This is a genomic window from Archangium lansingense, assembly GCF_026626635.1.
GTDB classification, from domain to species: domain Bacteria; phylum Myxococcota; class Myxococcia; order Myxococcales; family Myxococcaceae; genus Archangium; species Archangium lansingense.
Genome location: NZ_JAPNKA010000001.1, coordinates 13,315,011 through 13,333,349 on the forward strand (window position 1 = coordinate 13,315,011; position 18,339 = coordinate 13,333,349).

The following is an 18,339-nucleotide window of genomic DNA, read 5'->3' on the forward strand; positions in this document are numbered from 1 at the left end:
ACCGGCGAAGCGAGGCGAGGCCTCAGCCCACCCGGCCGAGGAGAAGCCGCTCGGACTGCTGCCGGATGCGGGCGGCGTCCTCGGTGAGCCCCGCGGCCTCCAGACGTCCGATGACCCAGTCCAACGCCGCCGGCATGGAGGCGGCGACGTAGTACGGGGAGGGCATGGGCTTGAGATGGAAGACCACGCTCACGATCAGCCGGACCATGGGCGAGGTGATGAGGAGACAGGTACCGAGCGACACCTGCCGGAAGAGGTCCTCCTGCTCCTTCAGGAATTCCGCCATGCGCTGACGTTGCGCCATGGGGATGCCAACAAAGGAACGGGTGTCGATGATGCTGACGTACTTCTCTCCGCGCCGGAGGCACGCGCTCAAACAGGCCTGGTACTCCTCCTGCTGTTCCGCCGAGGGTGTCCCCACGTAGCCCACCAGCAGCAGCGGCCATAGCGACTCGTCATCGAAGTCGACGCGTCCTGCCATGACCTACGTGTCCTCCTCGCGCTGGCGCATCCTGCAAGACCATTCTGGCGGATTCGCCTCGACCACTCATGACATCCTGCGTCATAGAGCGGCCCGCTGCAACTGACGGGGCCTGCCGTCGAGGGCCGCGGGGTGCTGGCCTGAGGTGCGGGCCTCAGAAGCAGCCCAGGTTGCAGCTCAGCGGGAACTTCGTGTCGACCGTCGCATGCGGCAGCTCCCCGGCGAGGGTCTCGAGCTCATGATGAAGCTCGGACGAGCGCTCGGTTCCAGAAGGCCCCTCTTCTGAATAGGCAACCAGGGCCGTGCCGAGCCGGCGCACGAAGTCTCGCGCCGCCTCCGCGTCCGGCGCCAGCACCGCGCCGTAGAACATCTGCTCGTAGCGAGGGGCCTTCAGGCAGACCAGCTCCGTGGCTCCCGGCGCGACGTAGGGCACGCGGAGCGCGTCCACCCGGAGGCCCCCGACGTCCGGGAACGACTCCACATTCGGCACGTCCCCAGCGGTGGAGCATTCCCCATCGACCGCCGGCATCGAGAAGAGCTGCAAGGGAGCGCTCCACCGGGCCGTCTCGCTCGGATTGGTGACGATGGCGCACAGGAAGGGGCCCTGGGGGTGGAGCTTGCGCAGGCGGGCCAGCCGCTCCTGGTAGGCCCGCAGCTCCGCCTGGTACCGGGCCGCGTCCGCTTCCTGCCGCTGCAGTGCCTCGGATATGCGCGCTTCGGAGTCCTCACTCGCCGGGTTCAGGTCCCCACAGTTGGCAAGGGAGAGCGCATCCTCGGGAGGCGTGATGTCCACCTCCCCGACGCAGACCTCCGCGAGCGCGAGGTTCTCCTCCGTGCCGACATCGCTCTCGAGGTACACGTCGGCCCGGAGCACGTCGCCCCGGCAGCCGTAGAGCAGCGTCACGCCGACATCGAGGAGCCTCGGGACCGGTTCCTGCCGGCTGGCGGTCCAGGCGGCCCAGGCTGCGACCGGGAGGCGCTCGAGCTCCAGTGCGAGCCGATGTAGCGCGCTCGACAGCTCCAGGTCCCAGGGCTCTGCGAAGACAACGTACTCCATGGCCTCGAGGGCGTCCTCGCGCGAGCCCGCGGCCAACAGAGTGCTCACCCGCTGCCGGAGCGCGCCCACGTCCACGGGAACGGGTTCGAGGAAGCGCGCCTCCACGTAGCCCTCGACCACGGGGTCCGCGGGGTCGCTCGGCACGGCGGACCACCGGGGCTGCTCACCTTGCGAGAGCAAGCCGCTCACCTCCACCTGGCGGACGCGCGCCCAGCCCCCCTCCACGCCCAACACGGTGACGGCAGAGTTCAGGGCCAGCGTGCGCGGCACCTCTGAATCGGAAGCGGGCGGGTCCACGAGGGGCAATGACGGGACTCCCACGTAGAGGAGGGCTCCAGCCGAGACGTGCGGCACCGGCGCGAGCGGGGGCCTCGGGGATTCCGTGGTGGAAGGCACCCGCAACCCGGGAGGCACCGGGCTCGAAGAGGCGTCGAGGAGCAGCTCCGACCATTGCCTGGCGGGCTCGGAGTTGGGGGCCAGGCGGGAGGCCTCACCGGCCAGCTCCTGCGCCGTCATCCAATCCCGCCTGGTCAGCGCGGCCCGGCTCCGGGACAACAGCTCCTGCACGGTCGGCTCGCTGGCGCCGCGCAGCCCCGAACCACTCACACAGGCCACGTTCGCCGTGAGCACCACCCAAGCCAGCAGCGCTGGAAGCCTGCCCCCGTTCCTGCTCGTGTTCATCTGCGCCCCGTCTCCACGCCCACCGCCGCGAAGAAGCCTTCCTCGCAGCGTGTCGCGGACGTGCTGCTGAACTCTACCCGCACCGCCGCCAGCGGTGCTCGTCATCCAGCGCTCCAACACCCAGGACCACGCCGTCACAGACGTATCTGAATGGGAGAACCATCCCCTCGCCCTCCGGGAGAGGGTCAGGGTGAGGGTATCCGAATCCGTTCTTCAACCCGTGGCCCTCAGTGTGGACAGGGGGTTCAACCCGGTTTCACCCGACACCCTCACCCCGTCCCTCTGTTGTAGCCGGCCTCTCCATAGGGACGGAGCCGCTCCAGCCAGAGGGCCTCCAGCACCTGCAACTCCTCCTTCAGGTCCGTGCGAGGCTCCTCCGTGGGGGGCAGGACGTCGAGAACCTCGAAGGAAAAGCTGTCGGCGCCGTGCCGGTTCCAATCCTCCTGCAGCGCGGGCCACCTGCGGTGGATACCAGTGGTCAGCTCGAAGCGGAAGCGATTGAGCATTCCCGGGAGGTTGAGAGCCGTTCCCACCAGCACCTTGCCATTGGCGCGGTTACGGATGACGAACACCCCCATCGGGGGAGGCTTCTCCTTGTAGGCTTGTTTCAACTCCGCACGGCGCGTCGAGCTGCCCCGCCGTACACCAGCGTCATTCGAGGACATGACTGTCTTCTCCTTGTCTTGAAACGTGAAGGACGAGCGCGTCAGCTCGCGTAGCCGAGTGCGATGAGCTTCTGCTCGAGCCGTGCACGGGCGGCTGGCTCGAGCGGCTCCACCCAGTTGAACCCCATCCGTGCCCAGTCGGCATCGGACGGGTCCACGCCGAGCGCGGTGAGGAAGCCGGCATCGGTGATGAAGAACTGCTCGCGGAAGGGGAAGAGGTAGCCCCCTATCGCCCGCTGGGAAGCGAGCGCCTCCTCGTACGAGGAGAACCAGCGGTTGAGGAAGGCGCCCCGGTTCCTCGCGAAGAACGTCTCCGTGTCGAGCTGGGGCGGCTCCTTCTCGCCCAGCGCCTGCTTGAGCTCTGCCCAGGAGGCATGGCCCTGCTCCTGGGCGATGACGGCCAGCACGTGCTTGCGGCGCACCGACTCCTTGCGTGCGAGCAGCTCGCCGGGAGTCAGGCGTGCGAAGGCGGAGAGTGCGCGCAACCGCTCTGCCGCCCGCGTGGCGCGTGATGGCTCGGAGGACAACAGGTCCTTGAGCAGGATGGATGCCCGGACCTTGCACTCGCGAAGGCTGTGGAGAGTCTCAGCGCGGGAGTCGGTTCCCATGACAAATCCCTCGTCGGCGGCCCTTACCCGTTCATGGGCCGTGGAAGGAAACTCATCGAGAACGTGTCGAACCGCGGGGAACAGCGAGGGTGACGTCGTCTTTTCGGGTAGGCGCCCCTCGGCACCTTCCGCAGAAGGTAAGGAGGTGGAGGAAGACTGGCAAGGGTTTTGAGCCGGTCGAGCGACCTACGGCTCCTCCGCTCGCACCTTCGCTCGGGGTACGGATCCTCTGTACGAATTCTCTCACACCTTCCCCGGGCCTTCTCCGCGGGTGTACGAGTCCTCGGCCATCATGTTTGATTTCGAGAAGCTCGTCCGAAGCCGGTGCTCCATTCGCCGTTTTCTCCCCACCCCGATTCCTCGCGAGCATCTCGAAGAAGCCCTGGCTCTCGCGCAGCTCGCGCCCTCCAACTCGAACATCCAGCCCTGGCGCCTCTTCCTCACGGAGGGAGAACGCACGGAACGCCTGCGCGAGGCCCTCATGGCGGAGGTGCGAGCGCATCCGCGTGAGCTGGCGCCGCTGCCAGCGTCCTTTCGAGCGTATCGCCGTGAGCTGGGGGCAATGGTCTACGGGTCGATGGGGATCGCTCGAGACGATGAAGCCGGAAGGGCCGTGGCTTCGCAGCGCAACTACGAATTCTTCGGCGCGCCCGTGGTCGGCATCCTGTGCATGCACCGAGACCTCGGACTCACGGATGCGGTGGGCGTTGGCATGTACCTCCAGACCCTGGTCCTGGGACTCACGGCGCGCGGTATCGGGACCTGTGTCCAAGCGGCGTTGAAGACGTATCCAGAAGTGATTCGCCGTGAGATCGCCATCCCCGAGGAGCTGGAGATCCTCTGTGGACTGTCTTTGGGGTATGCGGACCCTGAGTTTCCAACGAATCACCTCAAGGTACCGAAACAGCCCGTGGACAAGAATGTGTCGATTCTCCGCACCAGCCAGGACACGTTGAGGCCTTGACGGGTCGCGTGACACGGAGGGGAGCCCGGCATTAGAAACCAGGCCCCATGACTCCGTCGACTCCGCCTCGGACCTGCCTCGTCACGCGCCGGGAGGAACTGGAGCAGATCCTCCAGCTCCAGGCCGCCAACCTGCGCGACCACGTCTCACCCGAGCAGGCCGCGCGCCAGGGCTTCGTCACCGTGGCCCACACGCTGGACGTGCTGGAGAAGATGCACGCGCTCGCGCCAAGCGTCATCGCGAAGGAAGGCGAGACGCTCGCGGGCTATGCGCTGGTGATGCCGGTGGAGGCGCGCGCCTTCGTTCCCATCCTGGAGCCCATGTTCCGGCTCATGGAGACGCTGAGCTGGCGCGGGCGTCCGCTCCGCGAGTCCCGCTATTACGTCATGGGCCAGGTGTGCGTGGCCGAGGCGTACCGGGGCCAGGGCGTGTTCGACGCGCTCTACCGCGAGCACCAGACGAGCTACGGGGGGCGCTTCGACTGCACGGTAACGGAGGTAGCCACACGCAACACGCGCTCGATGCGGGCCCACGCCCGCGTTGGCTTCGAGATCATCAAGACCTACCGGGACGCCACGGACGAGTGGGCCGTCATGGTGCTGGGCCTGAGTGAAGGCACGCGGTAGTTCCGGGGAATGGGAGGGCGGGTTCGGCGTTCCGGGGGCCGCTGTTTCCGTTCTCTCTTTACCCGGAGGGCCGCACCCATGACGAACCGTCGACTCACGTCGCACCTGAGCATCCCCACCCTGGCCGCGCTCGTCTTCCTCGCCTCGACGCCCGCGCTGGCGCAGAAGACCATTCCGCCCGCCAAGGCTGCCGTCAGCCCGCTGGAGATGGCGGCCAAGAAGCTGGACGACACCACGTACGTGAAGGTGACGTACAACTCGCCCCGCATCCAGGATCCGAAGACGGGCCAGAAGCGCGTCATCTTCGGCAAGCTGGTGCCCTATGGCGAAGTGTGGCGCCTGGGCGCGAACGCCGCCACGGAGCTGACCACCACGGGCGATATCGAGCTCGCGGGCCAGCGGCTCCCGGCGGGCACCTACTCGCTCTACACCATTCCCCAGGCGGACAAGTGGACGCTCATCGTCAGCAAGGACGTCGGCCAGTGGGGCGCCTACAAGTACAACAAGGACCTGGACGTCCTGCGCGTGGATGTGCCGGCGAAGAAGAGCGCCGACACCTACGAGGCCTTCACGATTGCCTTTGATGACAAGGGCACCGCGCTGAACTTCTCGTGGGAGAACACGCAGGCCTCCGTGCCCGTGCGTCCGGCGAAGAAGGGCTGAGCATGATGCACCCGGCGCGCTCCGAGTACTGAGAACCCGAGCGCGCCGGTTCCGTTTCCTGCCTTGCGTTCGGGACTCTGGAAGGACCTCGTCTAGCCGGCCCGGCTGGCCTCACCGTCCTCGCGTGAAGACTGAGCCAGCGGGAGGGCGGCGAGATTGTACGCGCAGGAGAAGGCGGCTCCGTGGAAGACGACCCGGAGCAGGAACGGCGTGGGCTGGACGGGCAGCAGCCCGGGATGTGCCTGGAGCCAGGCGAGCGCCTCCGTGACGTTCGATGGATGGCAGAACACCGCCAGCCCCAGCATCACGGCAACGAAGAAGAGGCTCGACAGGCGGTTGGCCGGGGAGTTCACCAGCTCCTCGACCCATGGCCCCAACCGCGAGCGCAGCTTCCGGAACATGAATCTCTTGAACATCGGTCCAGCGAGCGCACCGACCACGAGCGGCGCCGCGAGCTCCATCAAGACGGCGACGGATTGAAGCAGGGTCAGTTTGTCCATCGCGGCGACCATGCCCCGGATGCCTGGACGAAGCAAATGAGCCGGCAGCTCCACCGGCAGCTCAGGCTTCATCCGGGCGCACCGCTGCCCGGGCCTCGCGCAGGAGCTGCGTGAGCTCGACCCGCGCCAGCTTCCTCGCCGCCTTGTCCTCCTCCTCCAGACCCTGCTGGTACAGCCAGGCCGTCACCATGGCCGTCGCTGCCGCATTCGCCCGCCCCCAGGGCTCGGTCTCGGCATCCTCTTCATGGGTGGTCACAGCGGCCCAGACTTCGCAGAGGTGGTTGGCGGCATCCGCGAACGCCGCGGCCGCGGGCTTCCGCGCCAGGATGCACTCGTTGCGAAGATCCACCAGTCCCCCCGCGGAGATATGGGCCTGACGGGGAGAGCCCGTGCGCGCCTGCGCGAACAGGGTGGCAGCGGGCTCGCTGCCCTCAACGCGAGAGGCACACACTCGCAGCCATTCCGCGCACGTCCGGAAGGCACTCTCGTCGGGAAAGCTGGCCATCAGCCATCCCAGGAGTGGATAGAGGTGCTCGGACCGTTGCCATGCGTCGTCAACGGACTCGAAATGGATTTCTGCCTCGTGAAACATGGCGAGCAGCCGCGCACTCGGAGATTCGGTCATCGCGAGGCGGATTCTCACTGACTCCCCTGGAGCCACGAAGAGGAATCAGGCGCGCTTCGCCCTCCGTCGAGAAGCAGCCGCGGCCCTCTTCATCCCCGGCCGAACAGGGCCAGGAGGCGAGCGGTGACGCGCTCGGCCTGCACGAGGGTGACGTCGTGCCCCGCTCCCGCAACGAGCTCCGCCTCGATGTTGGGGGCCACGCCGCGCAGGCGCTCGAGCGCCGCCGAGGCGGAGAAGATGCGCTCGTTCTCCCCTACCAGGAAGAGCGTGGGCGAAGGCAGCGCGCGCAGCTGCTCATCGCTCAGCACGGAGGGCTCGACCAGCCGGCGCGCCTTGTAACTGCGAATCGCGAGGTAGCCCTGCTCGATGCGCTCCTCGAGCTGCAACTGGCTCGCTTCGTCTTTCGTCGCCAGATCATTGGCGAGCCAGGTCATGAAGCGACGGGTGAAGTAGGGCGAAGGCAGCGCGCACAACACCGCCCGCCAGACGAAGCCCAGGCCCAGGGGCATCACCGTCCCCGCGGGTGCGATGAGCGCCAGGCCCGAGAGTCGCTCGGGATGCGCCAGCGCGTACTGTGCCGCCATCCACGCTCCATAGGAGACGCCCGCGAGGCCAAAGGGCCGCCCAGGCGCCAACACCGCGGTGAGCTCATCCAGCCAGGTCACGAAGTCCTGGGCCGTGAGCACCGGGCGAGAGGGCTCGCTGCGGCCATAGTCCGCGATGCTGTCGAGCGCCCAGACACGGTGCTGAACGGCGAGCGCGGGGACATTGGGTGCCCACATGAGAGAGGTGGCCCCGGCGCCCGGCAACAGCACGAGAGGCGGCGCATCCGCCGGGCCCGAGCCCCGCACGAACGTCGCGCCGTAGGACGTCTGCACGAGCCGCGTGTCCGCGGGCCCCGGCCATTGCTGACTCCACCCGTCATAGGCGGCCAGATACCGGCTCCGAGCGGCTTCACTGCGAAAGGGCGAGGGGCTCGACATTCCCCGATGATGGCCCCAAGGACTTCGCCCCACCACGTGAAGATTCCGGACGGCCTGGCGCCCCGGTCACGCTCATCGCCCTAGAAAATTCCACTTATTGACAGAGGAGACCCGCACGCGTTGTGCTGGGTGCCCAGCCATTGATGGCTGGCGATTCCAAGGAGAAGCCCCATGACGAAGAAGCGCATGATGGTGGTGGCTGTGTTCCTCGCGGGCGTGCTGGGTGGCGGGACGGCGGCGCTGGCGTTTGCGCAGCCCTCGGCCCCCTGCCCGATCGACTTTACCTGCCGCGACGAGCGCGGCCGTTGTATCCCCTGCCCGGAGTAGTGACACCTCCGGAAGGAGCGGTACCGGGAGCCCGAGTCCTCGGGCTCCCCTCGCGGCAGCGAGCCATCCCATGAACGGATGGCTCGCCTCCCTGGCCTCCTGGATGGAGAGGCGCTGAGCCCCATCAAGAGCGGCTAGCGGTGCACCGCAGAGGCCCCGTGCGCGTTCCCATGGTTCCGGTCCGCCCGCTCGCGGGCCTCACGCTCCCGACGCTCCCGCTCAGCCCGCTCCCGCCTCTCCCGCTCGGCTCGCTCACGGGCCTCCCGCTCCCGCTCGGCCCGATCCCGCCTCTCCCGAGCCTCACGCTCCCGGCGCTCTCGCTCGGCTCGCTCCCGGCGCTCTCGCTCCTCCCGGTCCCTCCGCTCTCGCTCGGCGCGCTCGCGGGCCTCCCGCTCCCGCCGCTCCCGCTCCTCTCGTTCCCGCCGCTCGCGGGCCTCGCGCTCATGGCTGTCCCGTTGGCGCACGGCATCGGCGTTGTGGCTGGGCGGAGCATTGCGAAGATCCTGCGCCAGCGCCGGAGCGCTCGAATACACGGCGATAGCAACGGACATCCACGTGAACAGTCGCTTCATGACAGTGCTCCCTCGGTCAAACACCCGGTGAAGCGAGGCCCTTCTCGAACTTCTCGATGAGGTCTCGCGTCGTGTTGTGCCTGGTCAGACCTCGGGAGCCGGGGCGCTATTTACCGCTCTTCGATTTCCAAATATTTCGCCCCAGGAGTCTTCCACGAGGAACCTCCAGGGCTCAGCATGCAGAGCCCCATTGCGCCGAGCAGCCCGTGCTAGCTTCGCGGCTCTCCATGAGCGCCCTGCCATCGATCCTCGAACCCCATGCCTCCCTCCTCTCGCCCGCGCTGAACCAGCTGGACGAGCTCGATGCGGAGGGGCTGCTCGCGGCCCCAGTCGACCTGGAAGCCATGGTCCAGCACGGCGTGGAGCTGAGGCCCCGTCTGGACGGTCAGAAGTTGGAGCTCAGCGAGCCCACGTGCGTCGTCGTCACGGGGGACGTGACGGTGGAGACGCTCGTCCTCGAGGAGCCGTCCGTGCTGCTCGTGCTGGGCAACCTGAAGGCCCGCTCGGCGCGTCTATACGGCACGGTGCTCGTGCTGGGCACGTGCGAGGTCGCCGAGAGCCTCGTCGGCCATGGGGAGCCCCATACCCTGACGGTGCTCGGTGCGGTCCAGGCGGGGCGCTGCGAGATGCATCAGCAATACATCATGCAGTTCCTTGGCGGCGGCACGCTCGCGAGCCTGAGTGACAGTGAGGGCGGCGAGGAGGAGTTGCTGGAGTTGATGCAGGCGGCGGGCAGCGAGCTCCAGATCGGCGCGTAGCGTCACGCGCTGTAGGTGACGCCGTCCGGATACAGGGCCTCGGGGCGCAGCGCGCGGACGTGCCGGACGTAGTGCTCGAACCACTCCAGGAACGAAGCAAACACGCCCGCGGACTCCCCCTCCCCGACGTACCGTCCGGTGTCCTGGAAGCGGGCCCATTGGAGCTCGTCCATGTGGTTGTGCACGATGACCGGGCCTGGCAGGGAGCCTTGCGCTGCCGCAACACACCACTGGGCGTCGCGTGGCAGCACATCACTCACCGCCAGCGCGAAGAGGTGCGCGGTGGTGATGCGGCGGTTGCCCAGCGTCACGTCGTCGGGGATGCGCACCCAGCGCGTGGCGTCGAGCACCTCGTCCGGTGAATACACCCGGAAGTTCGCGGGAAGGGTCCTCCAGCCGCCTTCTTCCTCCGCGTCGGGCACCTCCACGCGCGCGAACGCGCACAGGCCCCAGAAGTCCCGCAGACCGTCCGGGAGCACCTCGCCTCCAGGGGGCACGGGAAGCCCCAGCAGCTCCGGAAGGAGGGCGATGTCCTCGTCCGGCACGGGTGGACCCAGGACGAGCCGGCCGCCAAAACCCGCCGCCCAGCCAGCCACGTCGTTCAACAGCTCCCGGAAACGCTCTTGCGAAGCCCGCTTGCTCATCGTTGCGCGGATTCTAAGACGGTAGACACGAAGAGTCCGCTTTTCACCCGTCGTGAAGGCAGGTAGGGGAGAGCGAAACGCCCGGGCATCCGCCGGGCACTCACAGGAGCACGTATGGCGAAGAATGCGGGAAATCAGGTGGTCGCGGAGGCCGTCGAGCGGCTCAAGGACTTCGCCGAGGCGAAGGAGGACATGGAGGTGGAGTTCTCGGCTCCGCTCACGGAGCAGCAGGTGACGGCGCTGGAGACGAAGTATTCGCTGAAGCTGCCCCCCAGCTACGTGAACTTCCTGCGCACCCACGGCACGTTCAAGGTGCTGTACGGCGGGGCGGAGCTCATCGGGATGGAAGACCCGCAGCACCTGCACGCCGCGGCGCCGGATCCGAGTGACGCCCAGGAGGGCGACGATCCCGAGGTGGAAGCGGCCATCAACGAGGCCCTGTTCTTCCAGCGCATCGACGACGACGCGGTGGAGAACTTCTGGTGCTTCAATCCGCGCGACCGCAACGCGCAGGACGAGCTGGGCGTCGTGGCCTACCAGCATGACGAGACCTTCGGGCTCCCGAAGCTGCTGGGCACCAAGAACGCTGAACACTTCCTGGACTTCTCCACGCACATCGTGGACACCATCAACGAGTTCATCGAGACCTACGCAGAGGCCTGACGTGGCCACCTCGAAGAAGACCGCCCCTGCGACGGCGTGGAAGCGCCTGGAGAAGGCGGCGATCCAGAAGCTGGGCAAGCACTCCGCGGGCCGCTACACCGCGGAGCTGGAACCCCGGGTGATGCCGTTCGCGTCCGCGTTCGACCCCGGGCCCCTGCTTCCTCCTGAGTACGTCCAGTTCATCAAGGCGCTGGGCTACCGGTGGGTGTCGACAGGGGCGTCAGCGCTGGCCTTCCTCCCGCCGCGCTGGATGGTGAGCCTCGCCCAGCAGATGGGAGAGCCCGACCGGACGTGGGAGACGGTTCGGGCGGAGCGGGAGGCGGGCACTCACGCCTACCGGTTCGTGATGTTCGCCTCGCGCGACCTCAACGACGTCAACGGGTTCTGCTTCGGCAAGAGCGAGGACAGCGACGAGCTGGTGGTCTGGAACGTGGAGGACAGCCTTCCCGAAAGTGAGCTGGGACCGTTCTCCACCTGGATTGCCGAGGAGCTGGGCGCGCTGGAAGCAGCGCTAGAGGAAACGGAGGAAGACGCGGAGCCAGACGAGCCGCTGGGGCTGGAGGGCGAGTCCCTGCCGATGAAGAACAAGTCCGGCAAGGCGGGCCCGGCCGCGGTGCTGGACGCGTTTCCTCGCACGGCGAAGGAGATTCTGCTGAATGGACGAAAGCTGGGAGAACTGCCCTCGATGATCGGGGAGTTCACCGAGCTGGAGTCGCTGTGGCTGCGCACCACGGGCCTCCAGCAGCTTCCACGGGAGCTGGGCCTGCTCGGGAAGCTGAAGAAGCTCGATGTGTCCTTCAATCCGGCGCTGACGGCACTGCCGCCCGAGCTGGGTCAGCTCCAGTCCCTCGAATCGCTCAACCTGAACCGCACGGGGCTGAGCACACTGCCTGATGAACTGGAGCAGCTTCGACGTCTGACGTTCCTGGACCTCCAGGCGACTGCGCTGAAGACGCTCCCTCCCGTCCTCTTCCGGATGCCGTGGCTTCGAACCCTGGACCTCTACTGGACGACGATTCCCCCGGAGGAAATCGAGCAACTGCGTCGTGCGTTGCCGGACTGCAAGGTGGGCGTGTCCTGAGCGTCTCGGAGGCGCGGTGCCTCAAGGGTACCGCGCGCTGCGCCTAACGAGCCGTTGGAAGCTTGCCGCTCCCATAGCGCTCCTCCAGCCAGGTAACGCCACACTTCACCAGCCGGCGTGCATCGAACAGATAGGTCGGAGCTTGCGCGATCTTTCCCGCGCATCCACCGCCCTCGGCGAGACAGTGCTCCGCGATGAGCGTGAAGAAATTCGCGCAGGACGTGAGCAGCTCGTCCGTCACCGGATCGCTCGTGTCGAACTCCTCGAACGAGACCCAGCGCCGCTCGCCCTCCACCAGAAGCGGCCGCTGGTACCGCATGATTCGCTTGCCGGGGATGTTCGCCAGGTGCTCCACGTGATGCAGCAAGGTGATCGTCTCGAGCGGCGCACCGAGCATCAACACCTTGCCGCCACTCTCCACCAGCTTGTGCAGTGGAGAGCCCGGGCCATACCCGTATTGCAGTGGATGGTCCGCGCAGAGCCACTCCGCACGCGAGCCAATCGCACTCATGCCGGCATCCGGGTGGTCGCTCCGAATCGCACCGGGCCAGGTCCGAATCGTCTCCGCGAGAATGCCGTGGTCGCGAGCCGCTCGCGCGATGCGCTTGTCGAACGTGGGAATCTCCTCGCGAAGGCTCTCGTTCTCGAAGTCTTCCTCGTCGGCCCCGATCTCCCAATCCATGTACGCCATGAGCGTGCCCGTGTCGCCCACCGCATCGAGCAGCGCCTGAACCACGGTGTTCACGCCGCCGAGCACTGGCCCCAGGCTCCGGATGCCGGCATGAACCATCACGACATCGCCAGCACATAAACCGAGCCGCCGCAGATCTTCTCTCAAGCTGGTACGGGTCGCGGGTGTCCTCATCTGGGTGCTCCCTCCGGAGAAGGGAGCATAGACTCGGGAAGACGGCCTCAGAAGGCTGACACCTGGACGGAGTGGGAAGGCGACAACGTTCGCTGGTGCCACTCCCCATTACCTGGGCAACAGTGGACTCAACTCCCGGCCCCAGCGCTCGTACGCCCCTTCTGGGACCCCCATCCTGACCTGAGTGGCGACATCAGCGCCGCGTGAATCCTCGCGCGTTCCTCACGACGTTCCTGAATCACACCCGGCCCTGCCTCACCGTCCCGTGGAACCTGCCTCTTCGGCCATGGGAGGGTCTCGGAATCCAACACCCTCGCGAGCGGCACATGGGTTGCTCACTGCGCCAGTAGGGAAGCGATACACGCATCCCGGGAACGCCTTCGGGCATCGCAAGAGAGGTCTCCGATGAAGCTTTGGAGCGCGGGATTCATGGCGGCGGTCATGATGGGCGCGGTGGGCTTCGGCTGCGGCGGCGTGGAGCCGGAACCCACGCAGGCAACAGCCCCCAGCGTCACGGCGAAGTATCTCGAAGCCGCCGAAGACTCCGAGGACAACGACCACAACCAGTGCGGAGTGAGGCGCTGCATCGACCTCGAGCGCGACAAGAACATCACCCACATCTTCCTGGACTTCGGCAACTGCCCCATCAAGGACTTCCGCGTCACGGTGAGGACGGAGTCCCGAGGCGTGGAGGACGTCACGGACCGCCTCAAGTCGATGGGCGGGCCGTGCCAGGAACTCAACGCGGACTACCGCTTCGAGCTGCAGGGGCCCGACAAGATGGTCCGTGTGTGTGTGCAGTTCAAGGACTACATCGGGAAGGTGCGCGTTGGAGCAAAAGCCGCGAACGACTGCAGCTATGAGTCGCGCACCATTGACGGCCAGGCCTGCCGCAAGTGCCAGAAATAGCCGTGACGCGTCGGCGGTGTCAGCCGGCTCGTAGGGGGCGAGGTGTCGGAGCGAGTCCTCTGACACCTTCCCCCGGGGTCAGCGCGTCTTCGCGAGCGGGAGAGAGAAGACCCATACGCGGAGCCCGCTCACCGGAGCCACGCTCTCGTCCACCAGCGTGAAGCCTTGCTTGAGGTAGAAGGCGACATTGCGCGGCTGCTCGGTGCGCAGGACACAGGTCCTCCACCGCCGCGCCAATTCCGTGAAGGTGCGCTGGAGCAGCCGGCCCCCGTGTCCGCGCCCGGCCAGCGACGGCTCGACGCCCAGCGACCCGAGGTAGACGCTGCCGTCTCCGAGGAAGGGGCGGACACGAGCCATCGCGGCGTCTTCGTGCGCCGACAGCCGCCACCACACCTTCGGCGGAGTGATGAGCGCCAACCGCCACAGGCCGCTGCTGATGATGGCGCCGAGGCCCATGCTCGCGTGCGACGGGGGCATCCAGTCCACCGAGCCGACCCCGGGCTCGAACAGCCGCCCGCCATGCCGGCCCGAGTACCCCAACCTCGCCTCGTACACCGTGGTCATCGTTCGCTGTCTTCGGGCGGGGTCGGGCTCCGCCCAGCGGATGAAGGGATCTTCCTGGAACGCCCGGGCCAGCAATTGCGCGGCAGTCATGCGGCTACAGTGCGTTCAGGCGTTTGTCCAGGCGCGCCAGTCTTTTGTCTTCGTGCGCCACCCGCTAGAACCGTGGCATGCCCCTCGTGCCCACCACCGCACAGGCCATCACCGAGATGCTGGGCCGCTTCGGGGTCGACGTTGCGGCGCTGAAGGTCAGCCCCCTCGATGATGACCCGGCGCTCGCGGTGTTGTGGACACGGGCCATCGCGCGCACCGGCCGGCGGACGCTCCCGCTCGAGGTGGGGTTGAAGATGCCGCTGGGCATGATGGCCGTGGTGGACTACCTCGCGGCGGCCTCGGCGACGGTGGGGGCGGCGCTCACGGTGGCCCAGCGCGTGTTTCCGCTCGTCGCGCCCGGCGTCCAGTTGCTCCTCGAGCGGCTGCCGAGCGGCGTGCGGCGCGTGGTGATCGTCAACCAGCCACCCTTTCCCGGGGAGCTCGAAAGCGACCTGCTGGTGCTCGGCATCCTGCTGGCGCGGATGCGGACGCTGGCGAGCCGGCCGCTCGAACTGCCGAGGCTCGAGCTGGCCGAGCCCCACCCCGAGTCGCGCACGCGGTGGGTCGAGCTGCTCGGCACGTCCCGCCTGCGGTTCGGTACGCGGCGCACCGCGCTGCACTTCTCCGCGAGCGACTGGGCGACCCCCCTGCGCAGCGCCGACCCGCGGCTGCTGGCGACCCTCGAGACCCTGGTGGGCGCCGAGCAGCGCACAGGTGATGCCCTGCTCGTGGCCGTGCGCGCCCTGGCGATGCAGCGCCTTCCCGCCACCCCCACCATCGGCGAGGTGGCCCCAGCCCTGGGGCTCAGCGTGCGCTCGCTGCAACGCAGGCTCGCGCTGAGCGGCACCTCGTTCGTGGAGGTGCTGGACGAGGTGCGCCGCAATCGTGCGGAACAACTGCTGGACGAAGGACTGCTGACACTCGGGGAGATCGCCGCCCGCGTGGGGTTCGCCGAGCAGGCCTCTTTCACGCGTGCATGGCAACGCTGGCGCGGCGAGGCCCCGTCACGGAGCCGCCGCCACGGGTCGGCGAGCGGAACGAAGCGCACACCTCCCGCCTCAAAGGCTCGAGCACGATGAACGAGTTCCAGCAGAGCGTCGAGGCAGAGTAGGACGCCCCGGAGCCACCCCGCACCTCCTGGCGCAAGGGCCTGGTTCGGTGCAAACGGGGGCGTGAGGCCTCTAGCAAGTGGGGAGGCTCGCGAGGAGCACGCATGGAGCGGAAGTCCGAATCAGGATGGGAGGAGTCGGAGCAACTGGGGCCGTACCAACTCCACGAGCAGGTGCCGCAGGACGAACTCAGGAGGGGGGAACTCTTCCGGGCCACGCACGAGACGAGCGGGGCCACGGCCCTGGTGTTCAAGCCCGCCGCCGAGGACGGAGCGGTGCCGCTGACGGACTGGCGGGTGCGCTGCATCTCCTCGAAGTCCCCGGGCTACGTGGCCCTGGAGGTGGAGCATTCGCCCTGGTCCGTGGCCCCCGACAGGCACTCCGTGGAGACGTTGATGTGCATGTTCGAGGATGTGCGCGACGGAGTGAAGCGCATGGACCGGGCCCTGGGCGACTCCGACGAGCCTCGTCACTGGAGGCGTCTGGGGCTGGTGCTGGCGGGGGCCGCCGTGCTCGTGGTGGCGCTGCTGCCGGTGACGTTGTCACCTGTTACCGAGGCACGCAGGAGGGATTCGACACGGGAGGCCTGGGCCACGGACGTTCACATGGACCCTGTGCCGGTCCGCTCGGGCGAGGCGCCGCGCCCAGTGAAGAACCAGAAGCGTGCGCCGTGCGCCGCGGGATTGGAGCGCGAAGTCTCAGGCGTGTGCTGGATAGCCACCGAGCACGCACCGCCGAAGTGCCCACCACAGACCGTCGCCTACGGCGGCAAGTGCCTGCTGCCGGTGGCCACACCTCGCCCGGTGCCAGCGAGCGTGGATGGAGGAGTGGCGCGCTGAGCACGCGCGTGCTGCGCCACAACGAGTCCTTTGACACCTTCCCCGGATGCTGTGAATCGCTTCACAGCATCTTCGCGGAACCCGAGGTAGAGGGCAGGGGTCAGTTGCTCCGGAATGCGCAGCTCTCGAGCACAGGGGATGCTCTCCGGGGGAGCCAGATGGGCGAGGCGGTCCTCCGTGGCCACCTTGAAAGCCATTGCTGACGCCTGGTGCAGCCGCCAGCGGCAATGGATGTCTGACGAACAGAATCACGTATTTCGTATGTGATTGATGTTGTGAGTGTGAACCGCGCGATGTAGAAGGCACCGGCTGTCATCAAGTCTCAACCGAGGGGGAAACAGTGAAAGCATTGATTGCCGCACGCACGCCCATGTTCTTGGCTGCCATTCTGATGGGTTCAGCCGCAGTCGCGCAGGACGGCAAGCCCGTGACGCACACCACGCCGCCGAGCAACGTCGTCGTGGTCCCGCCCATTCTCGACATCACGGGCAAGGACGTGCCTTCCGGGTTTGCGTCCGCGGAGCAGCTCATGAAGGCCCAGTTGCCTCTGACGGATGCCGCCAGGACTTTGGATGAGGTCATCCAGCGGTACCCCGGCACTGGCTTTGGCGAAATCGTCCTGGACGTGCCCAAGGGCCTGGTCAGGGTCCTGTGGAAGGAGGGACAGGAGATTCCCGCCGAGCTGGTGACGCTCGTCGACGGGCTCGGCGCCCAGGACGATGTGGATGTGGTGGTGGAGACGGTCCCCTATTCGAAGGAGGAGCTGCGAGCGGAGGCCAGGCGCCTCTTCCTCCAGGCGTCTGAGACTCCCGGGCTCGTCATCGCGCGGATCGAGCCGCTGGCGGACTATCAAGGGCTGAAGGTCGAGGTGGAAAACCCGGTTGCGGAAGTCGCGCGGCTGGCGCTTTTCGAGAGCGCACCGATCCACATCGAGTTGGGCTCGGGCAAGCGGCCCACGCCACTGTCCCGCTGGAACGATACCGCCCCGTGGTATGGCGGCGCAGCCATCAGGAGTGCGTTCGGCAATGGCTGCTCTACAGGCTTTGGGGTCTGGTACAACGGCTGGTTCTCGGATGACTACTACGTGCTGACGGCCGCGCACTGCTCCTACTTCCAGAATGGGATTTCCTTCACGGACGGGAATAACGATCCCCTGGGTACCATTCCAGGTAACGGCACCAATGGCCTCGAGACGTACATCAGCGAAAACGACACGATTGCCATCAAGGTGAGCAGCTCGGGCTCGCGTATCTTCGATGGTGGAGTGTTCGTCGGCGAGTTCACCAAGCCCGTTCACGGCGCCACCGATCCCTGGGTCGGAGAGTATCTGTGCACCTCCGGCGCTTACAGTGGTGTGCTGTGCGGTATCGTCACGAAGTCGAAGGACGCCTTCTATTTTTCGGATGGCGGCGCGCGCCTGCACGGGCCGATGGTTCGGGCGGAGCAGTTGGATTACCTGGCCGCGGCCGGAGAAGGGGACAGTGGCGGTCCCGTGTTCTCCCTGAGCCCCAACAACGGAGTCATCGCGAAGGGAACCATCACCGCGGGCAACCCGTACAACAAGCCTGCTTCGTGCACGGGGATCATCTCGACCAATGGCCAGGCTCGGCGGTGCTCCTGGGATGTCTTCTTCACCCCCATCGAGACGGCGTTGATCATCCACGATCTGGAGATCCGCTCGCAGTAGGGCTGCCCCAGAGCACGTGGTGTCGAGCCACGCGCCGCGTTTGCCCACAAGCCCCGACCCCTGCCGCGCTCTCATGGGAGGGCAGCCGGGGTCGGCGTGTGCCCAATGGGGCTGCACGGCCTCTCCACCGGCATGGCGCTCTGCCTACGGGGAGGTTCTACAGCACCGCGATGGGGAGACGGCGGCGCCCGAAGTCTCCCGGCTTCGCGCCGAAGTGGCCCGGTATCCTCGTTCCGCAGTTCGGGCACCCTCCCTCCGCCGTCAGCCGGTAACTGAGGATGGAGTGCCAGTCCCGCACGACGAGCTCCCCGCCACAGTCCGGGCACAGCGTCGTCTCGCCCACCGGGTCGTGCGTGTTCCCCGGAGAGGGCGGAGAGG

At 67.3% G+C, this 18,339-nt stretch carries 23 protein-coding genes; 11 read left to right on the top strand and 12 right to left on the bottom strand.

Annotated elements, in window-relative coordinates; all coding sequences use genetic code 11:
• Positions 1 to 22: 22 nt before the first annotated feature.
• From OV287_RS53810 to OV287_RS53825, 4 genes are all read right to left on the bottom strand, one after another.
• A complete protein-coding gene (locus OV287_RS53810) occupies positions 23 to 481 on the bottom strand; it encodes a hypothetical protein (protein ID WP_267541879.1) in 459 nt (152 codons plus the stop codon).
• A 154-nt stretch (positions 482 to 635) separates the two neighbouring features.
• Entirely contained in the window at positions 636 to 2,219 is a 1,584-nt protein-coding gene (locus OV287_RS53815) for an SH3 domain-containing protein (protein ID WP_267541880.1), read from the bottom strand.
• Between the two features lie 269 nt (positions 2,220 to 2,488).
• On the bottom strand, positions 2,489 to 2,884 hold the full coding sequence (locus tag OV287_RS53820; RefSeq protein ID WP_267541881.1) for a GIY-YIG nuclease family protein: 396 nt from the start codon (positions 2,882 to 2,884) through the stop codon (positions 2,489 to 2,491).
• Positions 2,885 to 2,925: 41 nt separating this feature from the next.
• Positions 2,926 to 3,492 carry a hypothetical protein gene (locus OV287_RS53825; protein WP_267541882.1) on the bottom strand — a complete coding sequence of 189 codons (567 nt, stop codon included), beginning with the start codon at positions 3,490 to 3,492 and terminating at the stop codon, positions 2,926 to 2,928.
• Positions 3,493 to 3,784: 292 nt separating this feature from the next.
• Between OV287_RS53825 and OV287_RS53830 the strand changes: the two genes are divergently transcribed.
• The 3 genes from OV287_RS53830 to OV287_RS53840 all read left to right on the top strand — a co-directional run bounded on the left by OV287_RS53830 (position 3,785) and on the right by OV287_RS53840 (position 5,745).
• Positions 3,785 to 4,456, top strand: coding sequence for a nitroreductase (locus tag OV287_RS53830; protein WP_267541883.1), 672 nt, complete (start codon positions 3,785 to 3,787; stop codon positions 4,454 to 4,456).
• Between the two features lie 47 nt (positions 4,457 to 4,503).
• Complete coding sequence (locus OV287_RS53835) at positions 4,504 to 5,082, top strand: GNAT family N-acetyltransferase (protein ID WP_267541884.1); 579 nt, start codon at positions 4,504 to 4,506, stop codon at positions 5,080 to 5,082.
• 78 nt (positions 5,083 to 5,160) lie between these two features.
• Positions 5,161 to 5,745 carry a DUF2911 domain-containing protein gene (locus tag OV287_RS53840; protein ID WP_267541885.1) on the top strand — a complete coding sequence of 195 codons (585 nt, stop codon included), beginning with the start codon at positions 5,161 to 5,163 and terminating at the stop codon, positions 5,743 to 5,745.
• Positions 5,746 to 5,837: 92 nt separating this feature from the next.
• On the opposite strand, the gene OV287_RS53845 is transcribed toward OV287_RS53840, so the two are convergent.
• From OV287_RS53845 to OV287_RS53855, 3 genes are all read right to left on the bottom strand, one after another.
• Complete coding sequence (locus OV287_RS53845) at positions 5,838 to 6,317, bottom strand: hypothetical protein (RefSeq protein ID WP_267541886.1); 480 nt, start codon at positions 6,315 to 6,317, stop codon at positions 5,838 to 5,840.
• Positions 6,307 to 6,870: a hypothetical protein gene (locus OV287_RS53850; RefSeq protein ID WP_267541887.1), complete on the bottom strand. Its 564-nt coding sequence runs from the start codon at positions 6,868 to 6,870 to the stop codon at positions 6,307 to 6,309. The genes OV287_RS53845 and OV287_RS53850 overlap by 11 nt, the downstream gene beginning before the upstream one ends.
• 89 nt (positions 6,871 to 6,959) lie before the next feature.
• A complete protein-coding gene (locus tag OV287_RS53855; RefSeq protein WP_267541888.1) occupies positions 6,960 to 7,853 on the bottom strand; it encodes an alpha/beta fold hydrolase in 894 nt (297 codons plus the stop codon).
• 171 nt (positions 7,854 to 8,024) lie between these two features.
• Between OV287_RS53855 and OV287_RS53860 the strand changes: the two genes are divergently transcribed.
• Positions 8,025 to 8,180 carry a hypothetical protein gene (locus tag OV287_RS53860; RefSeq protein ID WP_267541889.1) on the top strand — a complete coding sequence of 52 codons (156 nt, stop codon included), beginning with the start codon at positions 8,025 to 8,027 and terminating at the stop codon, positions 8,178 to 8,180.
• A gap of 134 nt (positions 8,181 to 8,314) precedes the next feature.
• On the opposite strand, the gene OV287_RS53865 is transcribed toward OV287_RS53860, so the two are convergent.
• On the bottom strand, positions 8,315 to 8,752 hold the full coding sequence (locus OV287_RS53865) for a hypothetical protein (protein ID WP_267541890.1): 438 nt from the start codon (positions 8,750 to 8,752) through the stop codon (positions 8,315 to 8,317).
• 227 nt (positions 8,753 to 8,979) lie between these two features.
• On the opposite strand from OV287_RS53865, the gene OV287_RS53870 reads away from it, so the two are divergent.
• Positions 8,980 to 9,510, top strand: coding sequence for a bactofilin family protein (locus tag OV287_RS53870; RefSeq protein WP_267541891.1), 531 nt, complete (start codon positions 8,980 to 8,982; stop codon positions 9,508 to 9,510).
• 2 nt (positions 9,511 to 9,512) lie between these two features.
• On the opposite strand, the gene OV287_RS53875 is transcribed toward OV287_RS53870, so the two are convergent.
• Positions 9,513 to 10,154 (bottom strand): hypothetical protein, encoded by a 642-nt coding sequence (locus OV287_RS53875; protein WP_267541892.1) that lies wholly within the window; start codon positions 10,152 to 10,154, stop codon positions 9,513 to 9,515.
• Positions 10,155 to 10,268: 114 nt separating this feature from the next.
• On the opposite strand from OV287_RS53875, the gene OV287_RS53880 reads away from it, so the two are divergent.
• Together OV287_RS53880 and OV287_RS53885 are read left to right on the top strand one after the other, a co-directional pair.
• On the top strand, positions 10,269 to 10,817 hold the full coding sequence (locus OV287_RS53880; protein ID WP_267541893.1) for an SMI1/KNR4 family protein: 549 nt from the start codon (positions 10,269 to 10,271) through the stop codon (positions 10,815 to 10,817).
• 1 nt (position 10,818) lies between these two features.
• Positions 10,819 to 11,898, top strand: a complete 1,080-nt coding sequence (locus OV287_RS53885; RefSeq protein WP_267541894.1) for a leucine-rich repeat domain-containing protein — start codon at positions 10,819 to 10,821, stop codon at positions 11,896 to 11,898.
• A gap of 43 nt (positions 11,899 to 11,941) precedes the next feature.
• Here the strand turns inward: OV287_RS53885 and aac(3) are convergent, their stop codons facing one another.
• A complete protein-coding gene (gene aac(3) / locus OV287_RS53890; RefSeq protein WP_267541895.1) occupies positions 11,942 to 12,763 on the bottom strand; it encodes an aminoglycoside 3-N-acetyltransferase in 822 nt (273 codons plus the stop codon).
• A gap of 405 nt (positions 12,764 to 13,168) precedes the next feature.
• On the opposite strand from aac(3), the gene OV287_RS53895 reads away from it, so the two are divergent.
• On the top strand, positions 13,169 to 13,672 hold the full coding sequence (locus OV287_RS53895; RefSeq protein ID WP_267541896.1) for a hypothetical protein: 504 nt from the start codon (positions 13,169 to 13,171) through the stop codon (positions 13,670 to 13,672).
• A gap of 78 nt (positions 13,673 to 13,750) precedes the next feature.
• Here OV287_RS53895 and OV287_RS53900 read toward each other — a convergent pair whose 3' ends face one another.
• Positions 13,751 to 14,326 carry a GNAT family N-acetyltransferase gene (locus OV287_RS53900; RefSeq protein WP_267541897.1) on the bottom strand — a complete coding sequence of 192 codons (576 nt, stop codon included), beginning with the start codon at positions 14,324 to 14,326 and terminating at the stop codon, positions 13,751 to 13,753.
• Positions 14,327 to 14,403: 77 nt separating this feature from the next.
• Here OV287_RS53900 and OV287_RS53905 point away from each other — a divergent pair, with 77 nt between their 5' ends.
• The 3 genes from OV287_RS53905 to OV287_RS53915 all read left to right on the top strand — a co-directional run bounded on the left by OV287_RS53905 (position 14,404) and on the right by OV287_RS53915 (position 17,961).
• Positions 14,404 to 15,405 (top strand): helix-turn-helix domain-containing protein, encoded by a 1,002-nt coding sequence (locus OV287_RS53905; RefSeq protein ID WP_267541898.1) that lies wholly within the window; start codon positions 14,404 to 14,406, stop codon positions 15,403 to 15,405.
• A 134-nt stretch (positions 15,406 to 15,539) separates the two neighbouring features.
• Positions 15,540 to 16,274 carry a hypothetical protein gene (locus OV287_RS53910; RefSeq protein WP_267541899.1) on the top strand — a complete coding sequence of 245 codons (735 nt, stop codon included), beginning with the start codon at positions 15,540 to 15,542 and terminating at the stop codon, positions 16,272 to 16,274.
• A 391-nt stretch (positions 16,275 to 16,665) separates the two neighbouring features.
• Entirely contained in the window at positions 16,666 to 17,961 is a 1,296-nt protein-coding gene (locus tag OV287_RS53915) for a S1 family peptidase (RefSeq protein ID WP_267541900.1), read from the top strand.
• Positions 17,962 to 18,118: 157 nt separating this feature from the next.
• Here the strand turns inward: OV287_RS53915 and OV287_RS53920 are convergent, their stop codons facing one another.
• Positions 18,119 to 18,304, bottom strand: a complete 186-nt coding sequence (locus OV287_RS53920; RefSeq protein ID WP_267541901.1) for a hypothetical protein — start codon at positions 18,302 to 18,304, stop codon at positions 18,119 to 18,121.
• Positions 18,305 to 18,339: the final 35 nt, after the last annotated feature.

Coding starts and splice junctions, on each gene's coding strand:
- OV287_RS53810 (WP_267541879.1), bottom strand. CDS start 481: ATGGCAGGACGCGTCGACTTCGATGACGAGTCGCTATGGCCGCTGCTG.
- OV287_RS53815 (WP_267541880.1), bottom strand. CDS start 2,219: ATGAACACGAGCAGGAACGGGGGCAGGCTTCCAGCGCTGCTGGCTTGG.
- OV287_RS53820 (WP_267541881.1), bottom strand. CDS start 2,884: ATGTCCTCGAATGACGCTGGTGTACGGCGGGGCAGCTCGACGCGCCGT.
- OV287_RS53825 (WP_267541882.1), bottom strand. CDS start 3,492: ATGGGAACCGACTCCCGCGCTGAGACTCTCCACAGCCTTCGCGAGTGC.
- OV287_RS53830 (WP_267541883.1), top strand. CDS start 3,785: ATGTTTGATTTCGAGAAGCTCGTCCGAAGCCGGTGCTCCATTCGCCGT.
- OV287_RS53835 (WP_267541884.1), top strand. CDS start 4,504: ATGACTCCGTCGACTCCGCCTCGGACCTGCCTCGTCACGCGCCGGGAG.
- OV287_RS53840 (WP_267541885.1), top strand. CDS start 5,161: ATGACGAACCGTCGACTCACGTCGCACCTGAGCATCCCCACCCTGGCC.
- OV287_RS53845 (WP_267541886.1), bottom strand. CDS start 6,317: ATGAAGCCTGAGCTGCCGGTGGAGCTGCCGGCTCATTTGCTTCGTCCA.
- OV287_RS53850 (WP_267541887.1), bottom strand. CDS start 6,870: ATGACCGAATCTCCGAGTGCGCGGCTGCTCGCCATGTTTCACGAGGCA.
- OV287_RS53855 (WP_267541888.1), bottom strand. CDS start 7,853: ATGTCGAGCCCCTCGCCCTTTCGCAGTGAAGCCGCTCGGAGCCGGTAT.
- OV287_RS53860 (WP_267541889.1), top strand. CDS start 8,025: ATGACGAAGAAGCGCATGATGGTGGTGGCTGTGTTCCTCGCGGGCGTG.
- OV287_RS53865 (WP_267541890.1), bottom strand. CDS start 8,752: ATGAAGCGACTGTTCACGTGGATGTCCGTTGCTATCGCCGTGTATTCG.
- OV287_RS53870 (WP_267541891.1), top strand. CDS start 8,980: ATGAGCGCCCTGCCATCGATCCTCGAACCCCATGCCTCCCTCCTCTCG.
- OV287_RS53875 (WP_267541892.1), bottom strand. CDS start 10,154: ATGAGCAAGCGGGCTTCGCAAGAGCGTTTCCGGGAGCTGTTGAACGAC.
- OV287_RS53880 (WP_267541893.1), top strand. CDS start 10,269: ATGGCGAAGAATGCGGGAAATCAGGTGGTCGCGGAGGCCGTCGAGCGG.
- OV287_RS53895 (WP_267541896.1), top strand. CDS start 13,169: ATGAAGCTTTGGAGCGCGGGATTCATGGCGGCGGTCATGATGGGCGCG.
- OV287_RS53900 (WP_267541897.1), bottom strand. CDS start 14,326: ATGACTGCCGCGCAATTGCTGGCCCGGGCGTTCCAGGAAGATCCCTTC.
- OV287_RS53905 (WP_267541898.1), top strand. CDS start 14,404: ATGCCCCTCGTGCCCACCACCGCACAGGCCATCACCGAGATGCTGGGC.
- OV287_RS53910 (WP_267541899.1), top strand. CDS start 15,540: ATGGAGCGGAAGTCCGAATCAGGATGGGAGGAGTCGGAGCAACTGGGG.
- OV287_RS53915 (WP_267541900.1), top strand. CDS start 16,666: ATGGGTTCAGCCGCAGTCGCGCAGGACGGCAAGCCCGTGACGCACACC.